17 protein-coding genes and 1 pseudogene are annotated in these 15430 nt (G+C 64.1%); 14 read left to right on the top strand and 4 right to left on the bottom strand.

Going from position 1 to position 15430, the window contains the following annotated elements; genetic code table 11:
- Positions 1–177 precede the first annotated feature (177 nt).
- From M3461_07670 to M3461_07625, 10 genes and pseudogenes are all read left to right on the top strand, one after another.
- A complete protein-coding gene (locus tag M3461_07670; GenBank protein MDQ3774238.1) occupies positions 178–438 on the top strand; it encodes a pirin family protein in 261 nt (86 codons plus the stop codon).
- A 350-nt stretch (positions 439–788) separates the two neighbouring features.
- Complete coding sequence (locus tag M3461_07665) at positions 789–986, top strand: hypothetical protein (GenBank protein MDQ3774237.1); 198 nt, start codon at positions 789–791, stop codon at positions 984–986.
- A 21-nt stretch (positions 987–1007) separates the two neighbouring features.
- Complete coding sequence (locus M3461_07660) at positions 1008–1688, top strand: dienelactone hydrolase family protein (GenBank protein ID MDQ3774236.1); 681 nt, start codon at positions 1008–1010, stop codon at positions 1686–1688.
- 286 nt (positions 1689–1974) lie between these two features.
- On the top strand, positions 1975–2220 hold the full coding sequence (locus M3461_07655) for a type II toxin-antitoxin system VapB family antitoxin (protein MDQ3774235.1): 246 nt from the start codon (positions 1975–1977) through the stop codon (positions 2218–2220).
- Positions 2217–2663 (top strand): PIN domain-containing protein, encoded by a 447-nt coding sequence (locus tag M3461_07650; protein MDQ3774234.1) that lies wholly within the window; start codon positions 2217–2219, stop codon positions 2661–2663. The genes M3461_07655 and M3461_07650 overlap by 4 nt, the downstream gene beginning before the upstream one ends.
- 262 nt (positions 2664–2925) lie before the next feature.
- Complete coding sequence (gene argS / locus M3461_07645) at positions 2926–4647, top strand: arginine--tRNA ligase (protein MDQ3774233.1); 1722 nt, start codon at positions 2926–2928, stop codon at positions 4645–4647.
- The gene (locus tag M3461_07640; protein MDQ3774232.1) at positions 4648–5268 is read left to right on the top strand and encodes an SPOR domain-containing protein; all 621 of its coding nucleotides are present in this window, start codon (positions 4648–4650) and stop codon (positions 5266–5268) included.
- Between the two features lie 157 nt (positions 5269–5425).
- A pseudogene (locus M3461_07635) lies at positions 5426–5609 on the top strand (type II toxin-antitoxin system HicA family toxin).
- 7 nt (positions 5610–5616) lie between these two features.
- On the top strand, positions 5617–5829 hold the full coding sequence (locus M3461_07630) for a type II toxin-antitoxin system HicB family antitoxin (protein MDQ3774231.1): 213 nt from the start codon (positions 5617–5619) through the stop codon (positions 5827–5829).
- A gap of 346 nt (positions 5830–6175) precedes the next feature.
- On the top strand, positions 6176–6373 hold the full coding sequence (locus M3461_07625) for a hypothetical protein (protein ID MDQ3774230.1): 198 nt from the start codon (positions 6176–6178) through the stop codon (positions 6371–6373).
- On the opposite strand, the gene M3461_07620 is transcribed toward M3461_07625, so the two are convergent.
- Both M3461_07620 and M3461_07615 read right to left on the bottom strand, forming a co-directional pair.
- Positions 6341–6733, bottom strand: coding sequence for an alpha-ketoglutarate-dependent dioxygenase AlkB (locus tag M3461_07620; protein ID MDQ3774229.1), 393 nt, complete (start codon positions 6731–6733; stop codon positions 6341–6343). The genes M3461_07625 and M3461_07620 overlap by 33 nt on opposite strands.
- A 486-nt stretch (positions 6734–7219) precedes the next feature.
- Positions 7220–7558, bottom strand: coding sequence for a hypothetical protein (locus M3461_07615; protein MDQ3774228.1), 339 nt, complete (start codon positions 7556–7558; stop codon positions 7220–7222).
- A 499-nt stretch (positions 7559–8057) separates the two neighbouring features.
- Between M3461_07615 and M3461_07610 the strand changes: the two genes are divergently transcribed.
- Complete coding sequence (locus tag M3461_07610) at positions 8058–8249, top strand: hypothetical protein (protein ID MDQ3774227.1); 192 nt, start codon at positions 8058–8060, stop codon at positions 8247–8249.
- A gap of 47 nt (positions 8250–8296) precedes the next feature.
- Here M3461_07610 and htpX read toward each other — a convergent pair whose 3' ends face one another.
- Together htpX and parC are read right to left on the bottom strand one after the other, a co-directional pair.
- Positions 8297–9178, bottom strand: a complete 882-nt coding sequence (htpX, locus tag M3461_07605; GenBank protein MDQ3774226.1) for a protease HtpX — start codon at positions 9176–9178, stop codon at positions 8297–8299.
- A 199-nt stretch (positions 9179–9377) separates the two neighbouring features.
- Positions 9378–11639 carry a DNA topoisomerase IV subunit A gene (parC, locus tag M3461_07600; GenBank protein ID MDQ3774225.1) on the bottom strand — a complete coding sequence of 754 codons (2262 nt, stop codon included), beginning with the start codon at positions 11637–11639 and terminating at the stop codon, positions 9378–9380.
- A 258-nt stretch (positions 11640–11897) separates the two neighbouring features.
- Here parC and M3461_07595 point away from each other — a divergent pair, with 258 nt between their 5' ends.
- The 3 genes from M3461_07595 (at position 11898) to M3461_07585 (ending at position 15237) form a co-directional block, all read left to right on the top strand.
- On the top strand, positions 11898–12278 hold the full coding sequence (locus tag M3461_07595) for a hypothetical protein (GenBank protein ID MDQ3774224.1): 381 nt from the start codon (positions 11898–11900) through the stop codon (positions 12276–12278).
- A gap of 218 nt (positions 12279–12496) precedes the next feature.
- Positions 12497–14635: a polyphosphate kinase 1 gene (ppk1, locus tag M3461_07590; GenBank protein MDQ3774223.1), complete on the top strand. Its 2139-nt coding sequence runs from the start codon at positions 12497–12499 to the stop codon at positions 14633–14635.
- A gap of 230 nt (positions 14636–14865) precedes the next feature.
- Entirely contained in the window at positions 14866–15237 is a 372-nt protein-coding gene (locus M3461_07585) for a fatty acid desaturase (GenBank protein MDQ3774222.1), read from the top strand.
- Positions 15238–15430 lie beyond the last annotated feature (193 nt).

The following is a 15430-nucleotide window of genomic DNA, read 5'->3' as shown; positions in this document are numbered from 1 at the left end:
TGTTTGCGGAAACACATTATACCGCGAAGTGCAGACCGCTTCCTAGTCTTTCTGATCATGAGACCAGTTATTTTACTTAAAGGCTGGATATCACCGGTGGTGATGTCCAGCGCAACGCTACAAACTCGCTGCAACCCTGTCTTCTACGCCCTTTCCTGACGATCCACGTGGAAGTTTATGCAACTGGAGGGTCTACTGCATGGAGACATTCTCTTGAGCGGCTCACATGCCATGAAGGCATCCGAATTGGCCTTGTTCGATACAAGCGGCGAGCGGATTGCCATCGATGCCAGGGAAGACGCTACGCTATTGGTGCTCAACGGCGAGCCCATTCATGAGCCGGTTGCACGGCGTGGCCCGTTCGTCATGAATACGGAAGAGGAGCTCGTGCAGGCCGCCGACGATTATCAAGCCGGCAAGATGAGGCATTTGTACTGAGGAGACCGATCAGCGGAGCTCGTCCGCATCCTCGAGACGATGGGGATGCGTAACGTCAGAGCCTACATTCAAAGCGGCAATGCGATCTTCCAGAGCGAAGGAATGGACACGGAGCAAGTTGCCAGCCGGATCACGGCCACGATCGATCGGCGCCATGGCTTTGCGCCGCGTGTGATCCTGCAGACGCTGGCTGAGCTGAAGAAGGCTGTTGCGGCAAACCCCTACTCGGAGGCCGCGTCACGACCGCGAACGCTGCACCTGGTCTTCTGGCTTCGGCGCCGAGGCGGCCGGACCTCGCGGCGCTGGAGCGCATACGATCCGCGAGCGTGCGGTTTGCGCTCAAAGGTAGCGTGTTCTATCTGCACGCGCCCGAGGGCGTGGGGAATTCGAAGCGCTTCGCGCGCATCGAAAAGTCGCTGGGCCCAGGCACGGCGCGCAACTGGCGGCCGGTTGGCAACACCGAGGCCATCGCGGGCCAGGTCGGTCGGGAATGTTCGAAGCCGGATGTGCGGGCAGGCACCCGTCACCGGCGAGGCCATCATCTTTGACCGGCTTCCGGGATAGCCGCGATGCCCTCCACCAATCCGCAACCCGTGTCGATCACGATCGACGCGGCGCAACGTGCCTCCGGCCTGTTGCAAGCGCCTCGTGGAGCGCGCGCCTGTTACGTAGTAGCGCACGGTGCAGGTGCCGGGATGACGCATCCGTTCATGGCGTCGATTGCCAACGGGCTGGCGGAGCGCGGCATCGTCACGCTGCGCTATCAGTTTCCCTACATGGAGCGGGGCTCGAAGCGGTCGGATACGCCCAAGGTCGCACAAGCCGCTGTTCGAGCAGCCGTTGCGGAGGCGGCGCATCTGCTGCCGGACATCCCGCATTTCGCGGGCGGCAAGTCGTTTGGCGGGCGGATGACTTCGCAGGCGCAGGCCGAGTCATCGTTGCCCGGCGTCCGCGGCCTCGTGTTCCTGGGCTTTCCGCTGCATCCGCCTGGGCGCCCGTCGGACGAGCGCGGCAGGCACCTATTCGACGTGCCGATACCGACGCTATTCCTACAGGGAACGCGTGATGAGTTCGCGGATTTGCGGCTTTTACAACCCCTCGTCGCACAGCTCGGCGCGCGCGCAACCCTCAAGCTGTTTGAGGATGCCGATCATTCCTTCCACGTGCCCGCGCGATCGGGACGTAAGGACGCGGAGGTGAGGGCCGAGATGCTGGACGCGCTGGCGGATTGGTTCAAAAGCGTGACTTGACGCGGCTGGCCGGCAGCCCACGCCGGTTCCTCAGAACTTAAGCCTCGACCGTCGCCCGTGTCACCCGCCCCCTTGTGTAAGACTCCGGCACGGCTGAACCGTGCGCGAAGCGGTGAACGGATGACACGCGTGGTCCCTGCGTCCGATCGCGCCTGGGGCGCACCGACCGCGGCGGCGCGGGACACCGGTCTCGCTTGCGCGGGGATGTTTCAATGCCTAGCGCGCTTGCCTTTGCCTTTCCAGGCCCGGATTATGGGTATAATTACGATAGGATATGGGTGCCCATATGAAGACCACCATCGAGATATCGGACCCGGTGCTGAACGACGCGCGCAGGCTCGCCGCACGCGAGGGCGTGACCCTGAGGGCCTTGGTGGAGCTCGGTCTGCGCCGCCTCATCGCCGAGAAGAAGCGCGCCACCGGTTTCCGCCTGCGCAGGGCGAGCTACAAGGGCAATGGTCTCCAAGCGGGCCTCCAAGGCGCCTCCTGGGAGCGCCTGCGCGAGATGGCTTACGAAGGGCATGGTGGATGATCGCCGTGGACACCAACGTGCTGGTCTATGCCCACCGTGAGGACTCGCCGTTCCACGAGCGCGCCCGCTCCTGCCTGGACTCGCTGGCCAACGGGCGGGCCGCCTGGGCGATCCCCTGGCCGTGCCTGCACGAGTTCCTTTCCATCGCTACTCACCCGCGCATCTACGATCCGCCCACGCCCCTTGCGCTCGCGCTCGATCAGATCGACGCCTGGCTGGAGGCGCCCTCGCTGGTGCTGCTCGCGGAAACGGAGTCGCATTGGCCCGAGCTCCGTACGCTGGTGGAGTCGGCCCGCGTCGCCGGGCCCCAGGCACACGACGCGCGCATCGCCGTCCTGTGCCGGCAACATGGCGTCCGCGAACTGTGGTCGGCGGACCGCGATTTCGGTCGGTTCCCCGGCCTCCACGTCAGCAACCCACTCGTGAGCGCGTTGGTACAATAGGACGAGCAAGCTGTCGGCTTGAACGTTTCAGAGACGGGCGTGCATCTGAGTCAGACCGGACGCCCGACGACACGGACCGAAAACGGGCTCGCGGTCGATCCGCGCTTGCCCCATCCTGCGCGTCATCCCTATGCCGCGCCAGCGCGTTCGTCGCCGCGCAAGCGTACCCGGTGGTTCGACCCCGAGCTTCTCAGCACGCGGGCGCCCGGGATAGAATTTTGGTTTACGCTCGGGGGAGAGCTTGAAGGAAGATATCAAGGCCCTGGTCGCTGATGCCATCGCGCGCGTGCTGCCCGGGCTCGGGTTGGCCGTGCCGGCGTCGAGCGAGATCCAGGTGGATCGGACGCGCGATCCGCGGAACGGCGACTTCGCCTCGAACATCGCGATGGTGCTCGCGAAGACGGCCGCGATGAACCCGCGCGAGCTCGCCACGCGCATCGCCGAGGCCTTGCCCGAGTCCGACTGGGTGGCGCGTGCCGCGGTCGCCGGACCGGGTTTCATCAACCTCTATTTGAAACCAGAGGCGCTCCGGCACACGATCGCGCGGGCCTTGACGGAGGGCCCGGCATTCGGCCGCTTGCGCCTCGGTCAGGGCACCCGCGTCCACGTCGAGTTCGTGTCCGCCAATCCAACCGGTCCCTTGCACATCGGACACGGGCGGGGCGCGGCCTACGGGGCCGTCATCGCCGATCTGCTCGAGGCCGTGGGCTTCGAGGTCGCCCGCGAGTACTACGTCAACGACGCCGGGCGCCAGATGGACATCCTCGCCCTGAGCGTCTTCCTGCGGTATCTCGAGCACTGCGGCGAACGCCTGGATTTTCCGGCCAACGCCTATCGCGGCCAGTACGTGAAGGCGATCGCGGCCGGCCTCTACGCCGAGATCGGGGATCGATGGCGGGTTCCGGCGGCTCCTGTCCTCGAGTCGCTCGCCACCGGCGAGGACCCGGACGCCTACCTCGATGGGGCGATCCGGCGTACCCGCGAGCTCCTGGGCGAGACCGATTACCGGCACTTGCACCGCGCCGGCCTCGACCAGGTGCTCGGCGGGATCCGCCAGGACCTCGAGGACTTCGGGGTCCGGTATGAGCATTGGTTTCCCGAGTCCGCCCTGTCGCTGGACGGCTCGGTCACGTGCGCCATCGAGCGGCTCGAAGCCCTCGGCCGCACCTACGTCCGGGACGGGGCGTTGTGGTTCAACTCGGCAGCCTTCGGTGATGAGAAGGACCGCGTGCTGGTGCGCGAGAACGGCCAGACCACGTATTTCGCCTCCGATGTCGCCTATCACCTCCACAAGCTCAAGCGCGGATTCCATCTCCTCATCGATCTCTGGGGTGCCGACCACCACGGCTATATGCCGCGTGTGCGGGCCGCCCTCGCCGCCGTCGGGGACGACCCCGAACGCCTGGAAGTCAGGCTGGTCCAGTTTGCGACACTCTTTCGCGGCAAAGAGCGCGTACAGATGTCCACGCGCTCCGGGGAGTTCGTGACCTTGCGCGAGCTCGTGGACGAGGTCGGCCGGGACGCGGCGCGCTTTTTCTATGTGACCCGGCGCAGCGATCAGCACCTCGAGTTCGACCTGGAGCTTGCCAAATCGAAATCGCAGGACAACCCCGTTTACTATATCCAGTACGCCCATGCCCGCATCGCGAGCGTCTTCCGGCAACTCCGCGAGAGGGGCTTTGCCTGGGATAGCGAAACAGGCCTGCTCGCGGCGCTCACGGAAGCAGAGGAGATCGCGCTCATGAACCGCATTTCGCGCTACCCGGAGGTGGTCGAGTCCGCGGCGCTGGCGCGCGAGCCGCACCAGATCGCGCATTATCTACGCGAGGTCTCCAACGACTTCCACGTCTACTACAACAGCCACTCGTTCCTGGTCGATGAGCCGTCCTTGCGCAATGCCCGCCTGTCGCTCATCGCCGCGACCCGCCAGGTGCTCCGGAACGGCCTCGCGCTCCTCGGGGTCTCGGCCCCCGAGGCCATGTAGATGTCGAGGCACCCGCAGAGGACCGCAGCGCGCCGTGAACGCGGCTGGCTGTCGTTCTTCGTCGGGCTGATCTTGGGCCTGTCGGTGGCCTTGTTCGTCTATTTACGCCCTGATTCCGTGGCGAACCAGGGACTCGGACCGGTGGCCGCCGGTCGCGATCCGCCGAGTCCCCGCCCGCCCGAGCCCGAAGAGGCTGGCACGAGCAAGCCGCGCTTCGACTTCTATACCATCCTCCCGGAACGCGAGGTAAAGGTCCCCGAGTGGGAAGCGACCCCGCAGCCCGAGCCCAACTCGCCGCCTGAGTCCAAGACGCCATCCGAGTCTGAACGGCCGCCGGCCGCCGTACCGCCATCCGGCCTGGAGGCGAGCGGGTCTTACATGATTCAGGTGGGGTCTTTTCAGCGCTACCAGGACGCCGATCGCGTCAAGGCCCGGCTGGCACTCGCGGGCGTCGCGGCCGGGATCCAGCGGGTGGTGATCAACGGCAGCGATGTTTGGTATCGCGTGCGCGTCGGTCCCTTCAACGACCTCAAGAGCCTCCAGGGCGCACGCCAGCGCCTCACAGAGGGTCGCTTCAACTACATGCTGGTCAAGGTCAAACCCGGCGAGGGAGCCGGCTAGCGCGGCCTCGGGCTCATCGGGCTTGGCCCAGTCGGGGGCGCCCAGGTTCTGATGTCTCGATTGAGCGCAACCCGGGGAATGCACCGCATACCTGCGATAGACTGCAGCATGGACAGATCGTTTTGCATGCCAAAAGTTGAGCTGATACTCTGGCCCGATGAAGGTAAGCGAGGTATTGCGAATGCTTCAAGTTGACGGCTGGTTCCTCGTCGCGACACGGGGTAGCCATCGTCAGTTCAAGCATTCTGCCAAGCCAGGTCGCGTTACCGTTCCGGGCACGCGACGATTTGGCACCGGGCACCCTGAATAGCATCTTGAAGCAAGCTGGGCTAAAGAAGTGAGGTTCTAATGCGCTACGCCGTTGTCATTGAAAAAGTCGAGACAAACTATTCGGCCTACGTTCCCGACCTACCCGGATGTGTCGCCACTGGGGCTACGTTAGAGCAGGCCGAAGCCGAGATCCGGGAAGCTATCGAGTTTCACATCGAAGGTATGCGGGAAGACGGTCTACCGATCCCCGAGCCCGGGAGTAAGGTCGAGTACGTTGACGTCACGGCATAACCCGGCGCTGCACCGGAACGCGCGTAAGGTGGAAAGTAGCGCGGAAGCCGCTTTTTGGCGTTCCGCCGCTCGGCTGCCGGCCGAAGCGGCCCGTGCGGCGGATCGCCCTGCGAGCCATCGGCCCTACAGATGCCTCCCTTCCGATCGGGATGGAGACGGCGTTATCGATGGCACGGCTGGGAGCAGAGGTGAACGCATGCGGCGGAACGCCCACAAAGCGGGCTTCCGCCCTACTCGCTTTTCAGCGTTACCTGGACGCCGATCGGGTCAAGGCCCGGCTGGGCGCTCGGGGGCGTCTCGGTCGGGATCCAGCGGGTGGCGATCAACGAGCGATGTCTGGTATCGTGTGCGCGTCGGTCCCTTTAACGACCTCAAGAGCCTCCAAGGCGCGCGCCAGCGCCTCACGGAGGGTGGCTTCAACTATATGCTGGTCAAGCTCAAACCCGGCGAGGGGGGCCGGCTAGCGCGGCGTCGGCACGTCGTCTCACCCCTGGTTAGCCATCCCTTCTCTTTACTTGACGATTACTTGGCGAAACGTCAGTGAAACGCACCGTGACCGCCTAAAGGAGTCAGCTCGAATTTCATCGCTTTTTCTTGGGGGGATGCCATGGGTCCATTCGTACCGCGCAGGACCAGTCAAAACGACCAAGCTTCGTGGCTCCAATAGGACGGGAACCACTCGCCTAGTGTCCTTCTCGGTAAAGTGCATGACGCACTTAGAGCCTAGGCTAAGTGAAGCTACCGTGTCGGTGAAGCATGGCTCGCAATCGACATGGTCCTTGATGCCTTGGCCTGGTTCATACTCATTCACAATGACTTGGTCGGGCATTGCCGGGAACAGGCAGCGATCAACAAGCTGCCCGGCTACGGCCTGCGCCCAATCCGGCAGTTCGCCAATTCGCATTGAGTAGTTTACGGCGCGAGATTTGTAGTCGTACCGATAGCCATAGTGCTGTACTCGGCGCTTCAATTCGGTCAACCAAGGCTGCCTATCGATCTTGGTTAGCAATTGGTCATGCGTTTCCTGGTCTATGAATTCGCAAATGTATTGCAAACCTCGCACATCCGAAATAGACGGGAGCTCAGGCTTTTGCTGGACTGGGTCGCCAAACAGATCCAAAGTGCCGTTTTTCATTCGCTTGGCATCCTAAAACGTTCAATGAGCGGCGGCTAACTAGGCCGATGTGACATTAGTTCGTAGTCCAGAGCAATCGATTCAACCTTCCCGCTCTTGTTCGTCGTGTTTGGATAGCGCACGGTAGTGGAAGAGCTTTCGATTGACTTGAAACCGCGAAGCTCGCGTGAAACCGCGAAGCTCGCGCTTGAACTTCTCCCACGGAGAACGAAAATCACTGTGAGCCGGGTTCTGATAAACGAGCCAAATAGAGTGTTAAGCATACCGAGATCGTAGCTTCGTCGCGAACGTTGAAACGTCCCGAACATTGAGGAACTTGCTCGAAAAGAAGTATGAAAAATTCAAGACCAGCGTAGGAGCATCGATCTCAATTGCCTGTGAGGCGACGTCAACCTGAGAGAAGATTCCATTGGCATCGTCAAAGGACTTGCCAAAACCAAAATCTGAGTCCTTATGAAATAGGCCGCTCTCTCTTGCCACGGTCTTGGCCTTTTCTCGCATTTCTTTACTGCGTTCAATCCCAATGTAGTTCAGTAGTGGCTTCGCGGACGCTCCGATAGATTGACCATCCTGCGCTTTTAGCCAAGAAGGCAACAGCCAACGTCGCAGGACCTGACCCGAAGTCCAGCACAATCCAATCGTCTGGCTCGGCGAGCCCGAGTTTCGCTCCAGTGTCAAATACGTAGCAAGTGCTTGCAGCGTGTTTCTGCATGTACTGGTAGCAATAGATTGTGACCTTTTCAGCCGGGGTAAGGTTCGGCGCGTCGAAGTCCGCCAGCCCACGTTCCAAGATGTTGTTAGTACGGTGTGACCAATCGTCGGCTCGGGGCAGGACTTCCTCTTTCCAACCGGACGTTTCCGCGTGACCATGGAATGGCTGGCAGACGAACTCAAAAGTCCTCAATCGGGCGCGGCATGTTCAGCCATGCACCCAGGCCTACGGTCAGGGGTCGTGCACGCATCCGATTCTACCGATTTGGGCAGAAAATACGGATTATGTTCGGCCGTAGATGCTATTGTCTTTAACTTCTAATACCGAAGCATGAGAATAAGAAACGATCTTATATATAGGGTCGGCTCAATCGAGAGGAGGGTGTGGCCACCGCCCGCAGCGATCTCGAGCGCGAGCCGCCAGCGGGTGGTGATCAAGGGCAGCGATGTCTGGTATCGCGTGGGCGTCGGTCCCTTCAACGACCTCAAGAGGCTCCAGGGCGCGCGCCAGCGCCGGAGGGTCACTTCAACTACATGCTGGTCAAGATCAAACCCCGGCGAGGGGGCCGGCTAGCGCGCGGCCTCAGCGCCTCGGCGCAGCACTGCCCACCCACCCCTTCTTTACGTGTAGTTGCGCCGCAGCGCCTCGATGCGCTCCTCGATCGGCGGGTGGCTCATGAACAGGCGCATGAGACCGCCGCCACCGGCGATGCCGAAGGCCTGGAACTGGTCGGGCAGGGGCTCCTGCTCGACCGGCGATCCGAGGCGTTGGAGGGCCGCGACCATCTTGTCGCGGCCGGCCAGCCTGGCGCCCCCGGCGTCGGCACGGAACTCCCGCCAGCGGCTGAACCACATGACGATCATCGATGCGAGCACGCCGAGCACCAGCTCGGCGACGATGGTCGTGATCCAGAACCCCGGCCCATGGCCGCGCTCGTTCTTGAGCACCACGCGGTCGATCACGTGGCCGACCACCCGCGAGAGGAAGATGACGAAGGTATTGACCACGCCCTGGACGAGCGCGAGCGTCACCATATCGCCGTTCGCCACGTGCGTGACCTCGTGCCCCAGGACCGCCTCGACTTCCCCCTCGCGCATGCGCTCTAAGAGGCCGCTGCTGACCGCGACCAGCGCCTTGTCACGGCTCGCGCCGGTGGCGAAGGCATTGGGGGTGGGCGAGTCGAAGATCGCGACCTCGGGCATGCCGATACCGGCATCGCGCGCCAGCCTCGCGACCGTGTCGAGCAACCAAGCCTCGCGGGTATCCCCCGGGCGCTCGATCACGTGCAGGCCCATCAGGCGCTTGGCCGACCACTTGGATATCAGGAGCGAGAGGATGGACCCGCCCATGCCGATGATGCCGGCCATGACAAGGAGCGCCGGGAGATCGATCCCGGAGCCCTGCGCCGCCAGCGCCTCTTCTAGGCCCAGGACCTTGACGGCGATGCTCAGGACCACCATCACCGCGACGTTGGTGGCCAGAAATAACAGGATGCGCAACATGGTTCTCCTCCTCACACCAACGATTCAATTGACGCAACACCAATGGGCGCAACATGGTTCAAGTGGGGGTCCTTCGCCCCGCTTCAAGCCCCCCCATCCCCCGTGATCCCGTAAAGGATCCCACCTCCTCGCCGATAGGTTCGCTCGCAGGACGGGCTCCTCCCCCTCCCCGCTCAATACCGTCCTGCATTGGCCGGGCTCACGCCCGGCCATTTTTTTTTCCAACGCCGCTGACGTTTTGGAATCCCCTCGGCAGCATCTGCCCGCGCGTTCCGCGAACGCCCGCATACGCCGCGAGATCCCTTGTGGTAAGCGTCAGATGTCGCTGCCCGGCAACTACCACGAGCGACCCGCCCTCCGGGACGGAACCAACCCCCGCCACGAATTCCTCGCGCGCGGCCAGCTTGGCGCTCGGTACGTGGATGATTCTCAGACCCTTGCCCTTCTGCAGGAGCGGCAGCTCGGATACCGGAAAGACCAGGAGCCGCCCGCGCGCGGTGGCGGCTGCGCATAGGTCCGATCCCGGATCCGTGACCAGGACGGGCAGGAGCACCCGTGCACCACTCGGAACGGTCAGGACGACCTTACCCGCCCTGTTCTTGGCATAGAGGTCCGAAAGGCGCGCCACGAAACCATACCCGGCGTCGGATGCGATGAGCCACAACGACTCCGGGGGGCCCAGCATGACGCCCTCGAAGCTGGCACCGTCCGGGGGTGTGACCCAGCCGGACAGGGGCTCGCCGAGCCCCCGGGCCGAGGGCAGCACATGGGCCGGCACGGAATAGCAGCGCCCGGTCGAATCGAGGAACATGGCCGGCTGCTGGCTGCGCCCGCAGGCCGCGGCCCGGAACTCGTCACCGGAGCGGAACGCCAGCTCGGTGGGGTCGATGTCGTGGCCCTTGGCGGCCCGTACCCAGCCCTTCTTCGACAGGATCACCATGATCGGCTCGCTCTGCACCAGCTCGGCCGCTGCCAGCACCTGAGCCTCCGCACGCCTCACGATGGGCGATCGGCGCGCATCCCCATGACGCTCGGCATCCTCCTGAATCTCCTTTCGTATCAGGGTGTTCAGGGCCTTGGGGGACCCCAGGAGCCGTTCGAGGGCACGCCTCTCCTCCAGGAGATCCGCCTGCTCTCCGCGGATCTTCAGCTCCTCGAGGCGCGCGAGGTGCCGTAGCTTCAGGTCCAGGATGGCCTCGGCCTGGACATCGCTCAATCCGAACCGTGCCATGAGCACCGGCTTGGGCGGGTCCTCATGGCGGATGAGGTGGATCACCTCGTCGATATTGAGAAAGGCGATGAGGAGACCGGCCAGGACGTGCAACCGGCGTTCGACCTCGGCGAGGCGATGTGCGAGGCGCCGCCGCACGGTCTCGGTGCGGTAGCCGAGCCACTCGACCAGCAGCACTTTCAGGTTCTTGACCTGCGGCCGGCCGTTGACCCCGATGACGTTGAGGTTGACGCGGTAGCTGCGCTCCAGATCGGTGGTGGCGAAGAGATGGGCCATGAGCGGCTCGACCTCCAGGCGGTTCGAGCGCGGCACGAGCACCAGCCGCACCGGGGTCTCGTGATCGGACTCGTCGCGCAGGTCCTCGATCATGGGCAGCTTCTTGGTCTGCATCTGGACGGCGATCTGTTCCTGGATGCGATTGCCGGAGGCCTGATAGGGCAGCGCCGTCACCACGATGTTGCCGTCCTCGACCTCGTAGACCGCCCGCATGCGCACCGAGCCCATGCCGGTCTCGTAGAGCTTCAGCAGCTCCTCAGGCGGGGTGATGAGCTCCCCGGAGGTCGGGTAATCCGGTCCCAGGACATGCTCGCACAGCGCCGCGACCGTGGCCCCCGGGTCGTCCAGGAGCCGGATGCAGGCCGCGGCCACCTCGCGGAGGTTGTGCGGCGGGATGTCGGTCGCCATACCCACCGCGATCCCGGTGCCCCCGTTCAGGAGCACATTGGGCAGGCGGGCGGGCAAGAGGCGCGGCTCTTCCAGGGTGCCGTCGAAGTTGGGGACCCAGTCCACCGTCCCCTGCCCCAGCTCCTGCAACAGCACCTCCGCATAGCGCGTGAGCCGGGCCTCGGTGTAGCGCATGGCCGCGAACGACTTCGGCTCGTCCGCCGAGCCCCAGTTCCCGTGCCCATCGACGATGGGGTAGCGATAGCTGAAGGGCTGGGCCATGAGCACCATCGCCTCGTAACAGGCCATGTCCCCGTGGGGGTGGAACTTGCCGATCACGTCGCCCACCGTGCGGGCCGACTTCTTGGGCTTGGCGCCGGCCGCGAGCGCCAGCTCCGACATCGCATAAATGATGCGCCGCTGGACCGGTTTGAGCCCATCGCCCACATGCGGCAGGGCCCGGTCCAGGATCACGTACATCGAGTAATCCAGATAGGCGCGCTCGCTAAAGGCGTGCAGGGGTTGGCGCTCGATGTTGTCGAAATCGAACTCGAGTGACTCGGGCATGGAAGATAACGCTCCAGCGTTCGGGGGCGGGGCGCGATTCTAGCCCGGATTTCTCACCACCGCCCGGGAGAAGATAAACTGCTTGGCGCGAGGCCGCCGAGGAAAGCCGGGGCGAGGCGGCGGGCCGGCGCCGCTTACTGGGGGCGCCGTGCCGCCGCGGGGCACTTGTGCTAACCTATCGGCGCTCGCGTGGCGCCGAAGAGGTGGCCTCGAAGCGGGCGCGAAAACGATTCGGACGAAGACCTAGAGGATTAACGTATGAAGAAGACCTTTTGGACCGCGCTCCTGGCCGGGGCACTCGCCTTCGGAATGAGCAGCGCCTTTGCGCAAGGTGTCAGCTCGGGGAAAGATCGCGACGTGAACACCCGACAAATGGAACAGGCGAAGACGCACGCCACGGCCGCCCTAGAAGCCGCCAAGGGGGGGGATGCACCCAGTGTGGCGGAACACGCCAGGAAGTCGTGGAGTTCCTGCAAGGAGGTCACCGGCGAGAGCGTAATGCCCTACTACGACCCAGCGATGGAAAAGCTGCAAACAGCGATCTCGGCGGCCGAAAAAGGGGACGCCGCCGGGGCAATCGCCCCGCTCGAAGGGGCCCTTGCGGACATGACCGAGGGACTAGCGAAGGCTGACTACTGAGCGCCGTATCCGGCAACCGCTTCCGCAACCCCTGACCCCCAATATCGATCAAACCTGGGGGGTCAGGGGTCTTCTCTCCCGACTGTGGTCTAGGACCTGCTGCCGATCGTTGAGCCCTGGCCCGCAGTTTCCACCACCACCCTACCGCGGCCTTCGGGCTGCCTCGCTGCCGCGGCCCCGTAATACAGGATTTCCGGCGCCGTGCTAGCATGAGGTGCATGGCGAGCCCCGCCCTGACCAGCGCCACCTCTACGCCCGAGGTAGCCCAGGCCGCCCCGGCACCGGCCGAGGAGGTAGTGGACCTCCGCCAGCCCGATCTCTACTTCAACCGCGAGCTCTCGCTCCTAGAGTTCAACCGCCGGGTCCTCGATCAGGCGCGCGACGATTCGGTGCCGCTCTTGGAGCGGCTCAAGTTCGTGTGCATCGTGAGCAGCAATCTCGATGAGTTCTTCGAGATCCGCGTGGCCGGCCTGAAACAGCAGGTGGTACTGGGCGCGGCCCCGATCGGACCGGACAGGCTCGGGCCCAGCGAGCAGCTCAAGCGCATCGCCGAGACCACCCGGGCGCTCATCCGCGATCAGTACGCGGTCTTGAACGACGCCCTCATCCCGCGCCTCGCCGCCCACGGGATGCGTTTCCTGAAGCGCTCGGAGTGGTCCGCACGCCAGGAGCGCTGGGTCAAGCGCCACTTCAACCGCGAGCTGCTACCGGTCTTGAGCCCCATCGGCCTCGACCCGGCCCATCCCTTCCCCAGGATCCTCAACAAGAGCCTGAACTTCATCGTCGACCTGGAGGGCAAGGATGCCTTCGGCCGCAACAGCGGCATCGCCATCGTGCAGGCGCCGCGCTCGCTGCCGCGACTCATCCGTATTCCAGAGTCCCATTCCGAGGGGTCGCACGACTTCGTGTTCCTGTCCTCGATCATCCACGCCCATGTCGGCGATCTGTTCCCGGGCATGCGCCCGCAGGGCTGTTTCCAGTTCCGGGTAACGCGCAACAGCGATCTGCTGGTCGATGACGAGGAGGTAGACGACCTCCTTCACGCCCTCGAGGGGGAGCTGCCGGCACGCCGCTTCTCGGATGCGGTACGGCTCGAGGTGGCGGACGACTGCCCGGCCGAGATGACGACCTTTCTGAGCCAGCAGTTCAAGCTCGGCGCAGAGGACGTCTACCGGTGCAACGGCCCGGTCAATCTCATGCGGCTCATGGCCATCGGCGACCTGGTCGATCGCCCGGACCTGAAGTACCCCGGCTTCGCCCCCGGCCAGCCGCCGCGACTCACCCGCAACACCGATCTCTTCGATACCATCCGCAAGGGAGACGTGCTGCTCCACCACCCCTTCCAGTCCTTCGCCCCGGTCGTGGACTTCGTGCGCCAGGCGGCCGCCGACCCGGACGTCCTCACCATCAAGCAGACCCTCTACCGCACGGGCCCGGACTCGGCCATCGCCGAGACGCTGGTCGCCGCGGCGCGTGCCGGCAAGGAGGTCACCGTGGTCATCGAGCTGCGGGCGCGCTTCGAGGAGGAGGCCAACATCGAGCTCGCGAGCGATCTGCAGGAGGCCGGGGCGCACGTGGTGTATGGGATCGTGGGCCACAAGACCCACGCCAAGATGACGCTCGTGGTCCGGCGCGAGGGGCGGCAGTTGCGCCGCTACGTGCACCTCGGCACCGGCAACTACCACGCCCGCACCGCGCGCCTCTACACCGACTATGGCCTCTTGACCTGCGATGCCGCGATCGCCGAGGACTGCCACAAACTGTTCCAGCAGCTCACCGCGCCGGGCCGTCCGGGCAAGCTCAAGCGCCTCCTGCAATCGCCCTTCACCCTGCACAAGACCCTCCTCCAGTATATCGAGCGCGAGGCCGCCCTGGCCCGCGCCGGGAAACCCGCGCGCATCATCGCCAAGCTCAATGCGCTCGGCGAGGAGCAGGTGATCCGCGCGCTCTACGCGGCCTCTCAGGCCGGGGTCCGGATCGACCTCATCGTGCGCGGGGTGTGTTGCCTGCGCCCAGGCATCAAAGGGGTCTCCGAGAACATTCAGGTGCGCTCCATCATCGGGCGCTTCCTGGAGCACAGCCGCGTCTATTACTTCGGGAACGGCGGCGAGGAGGAGGTGTTGTTGTCGAGCGCCGACTGGATGGCCCGCAACTTCTTCCGGCGCATCGAGACCGCCTTCCCGATCGACGACAAGCGCCTCCGCCAACGGATCATCCGGGAGGGGCTCATGACCTATCTGTCCGACAACACCCAGGCCTGGGTCCTGGACCCGAGCGGGACCTACAGGCGCTGCACGGCGGGCACCCACAAACCACGCTCGGCCCAGCAGGGGCTCCTCGAGGCGCTCTGCGACTGACATGCCTCCACGATTCGGCAGGCCGATCCCCTGCCGGACGGTATACCCGGCCCCTGCCGGATGGCGTATCCAGATCGTTCGTGGCACCCTATTGGGATGCACCAGGCCCCGCCCAACGGGTTGATTTTCCTCACCACGCCGTCCGCCAGGGCGAGGACCCGGGCCTCGAGCCGCACGACCGGCCGGCCTGTCCCAGCGCGCCCCGTCGCGAAGGCGGCGAGCGGCCGCTGATGCCCCAATCGACCGGACTCGAGCAGTTTCACGCCCAGGACCGATGCGACCCCTTGCTGTGGTCGCTGCTCCCCATGGGGATCTGGATGGCGGCACTGTCCGGCAGCGTCGCAGTCGATAGCGTTGCAGCCGTGGTGATTTTATCCATCATCGGCGGGGTAGCCGGCAGCCAGTTGTTCGTCATAGGCCATGACGCCTGCCACGGCAGCCTCACCGCCAGCCGCCTGCTCAATGCCCTCATCGGCCGGATGGCATTCGTGCCGAGCGCCCACAGTTTCTCCTTGTGGGCGTACTTCCATAATGGGCTGCACCACAACTTCACCAACCTGCGCGGAAACGATTTTTGTCTGGACTCCGTTATCTCCCGATGAATTCAGCCGCCTTTCCAAGGTGAGGCAATTCATGGAATGTATCTACCCTTAGGGATCCCCTCATTCTTAACATTATTCGGCAATGTTCGATGCACGTTGTGTCGGGGTCATGATGTGCTTGACGTTTTGGGTGGATGAGATCAATATCCCCTTTTTATGGGGGAGGACAACGATGATTTCATTCAAAGAGGTA

The sequence above is a fragment of the Pseudomonadota bacterium genome (assembly GCA_030860485.1).
Lineage (GTDB): Bacteria > Pseudomonadota > Gammaproteobacteria > JACCXJ01 > JACCXJ01 > JACCXJ01.
Note: the sequence above shows the minus strand (reverse complement) of the source record. Positions and strands in the feature narration are given on the sequence as shown.

What these genes read in the sequence shown, in the direction of transcription:
- M3461_07670 (MDQ3774238.1), top strand. Translation starts at nt 178, where the DNA reads ATGCAACTGGAGGGTCTACTGCATGGAGACATTCTCTTGAGCGGCTCA.
- M3461_07660 (MDQ3774236.1), top strand. Translation starts at nt 1,008, where the DNA reads ATGCCCTCCACCAATCCGCAACCCGTGTCGATCACGATCGACGCGGCG.
- M3461_07655 (MDQ3774235.1), top strand. Translation starts at nt 1,975, where the DNA reads ATGAAGACCACCATCGAGATATCGGACCCGGTGCTGAACGACGCGCGC.
- M3461_07650 (MDQ3774234.1), top strand. Translation starts at nt 2,217, where the DNA reads ATGATCGCCGTGGACACCAACGTGCTGGTCTATGCCCACCGTGAGGAC.
- M3461_07640 (MDQ3774232.1), top strand. Translation starts at nt 4,648, where the DNA reads ATGTCGAGGCACCCGCAGAGGACCGCAGCGCGCCGTGAACGCGGCTGG.
- M3461_07630 (MDQ3774231.1), top strand. Translation starts at nt 5,617, where the DNA reads ATGCGCTACGCCGTTGTCATTGAAAAAGTCGAGACAAACTATTCGGCC.
- M3461_07620 (MDQ3774229.1), bottom strand. Translation starts at nt 6,733, where the DNA reads ATGCGAATTGGCGAACTGCCGGATTGGGCGCAGGCCGTAGCCGGGCAG.
- htpX (MDQ3774226.1), bottom strand. Translation starts at nt 9,178, where the DNA reads ATGTTGCGCATCCTGTTATTTCTGGCCACCAACGTCGCGGTGATGGTG.
- parC (MDQ3774225.1), bottom strand. Translation starts at nt 11,639, where the DNA reads ATGCCCGAGTCACTCGAGTTCGATTTCGACAACATCGAGCGCCAACCC.
- M3461_07595 (MDQ3774224.1), top strand. Translation starts at nt 11,898, where the DNA reads ATGAAGAAGACCTTTTGGACCGCGCTCCTGGCCGGGGCACTCGCCTTC.
- ppk1 (MDQ3774223.1), top strand. Translation starts at nt 12,497, where the DNA reads ATGGCGAGCCCCGCCCTGACCAGCGCCACCTCTACGCCCGAGGTAGCC.
- M3461_07585 (MDQ3774222.1), top strand. Translation starts at nt 14,866, where the DNA reads ATGCCCCAATCGACCGGACTCGAGCAGTTTCACGCCCAGGACCGATGC.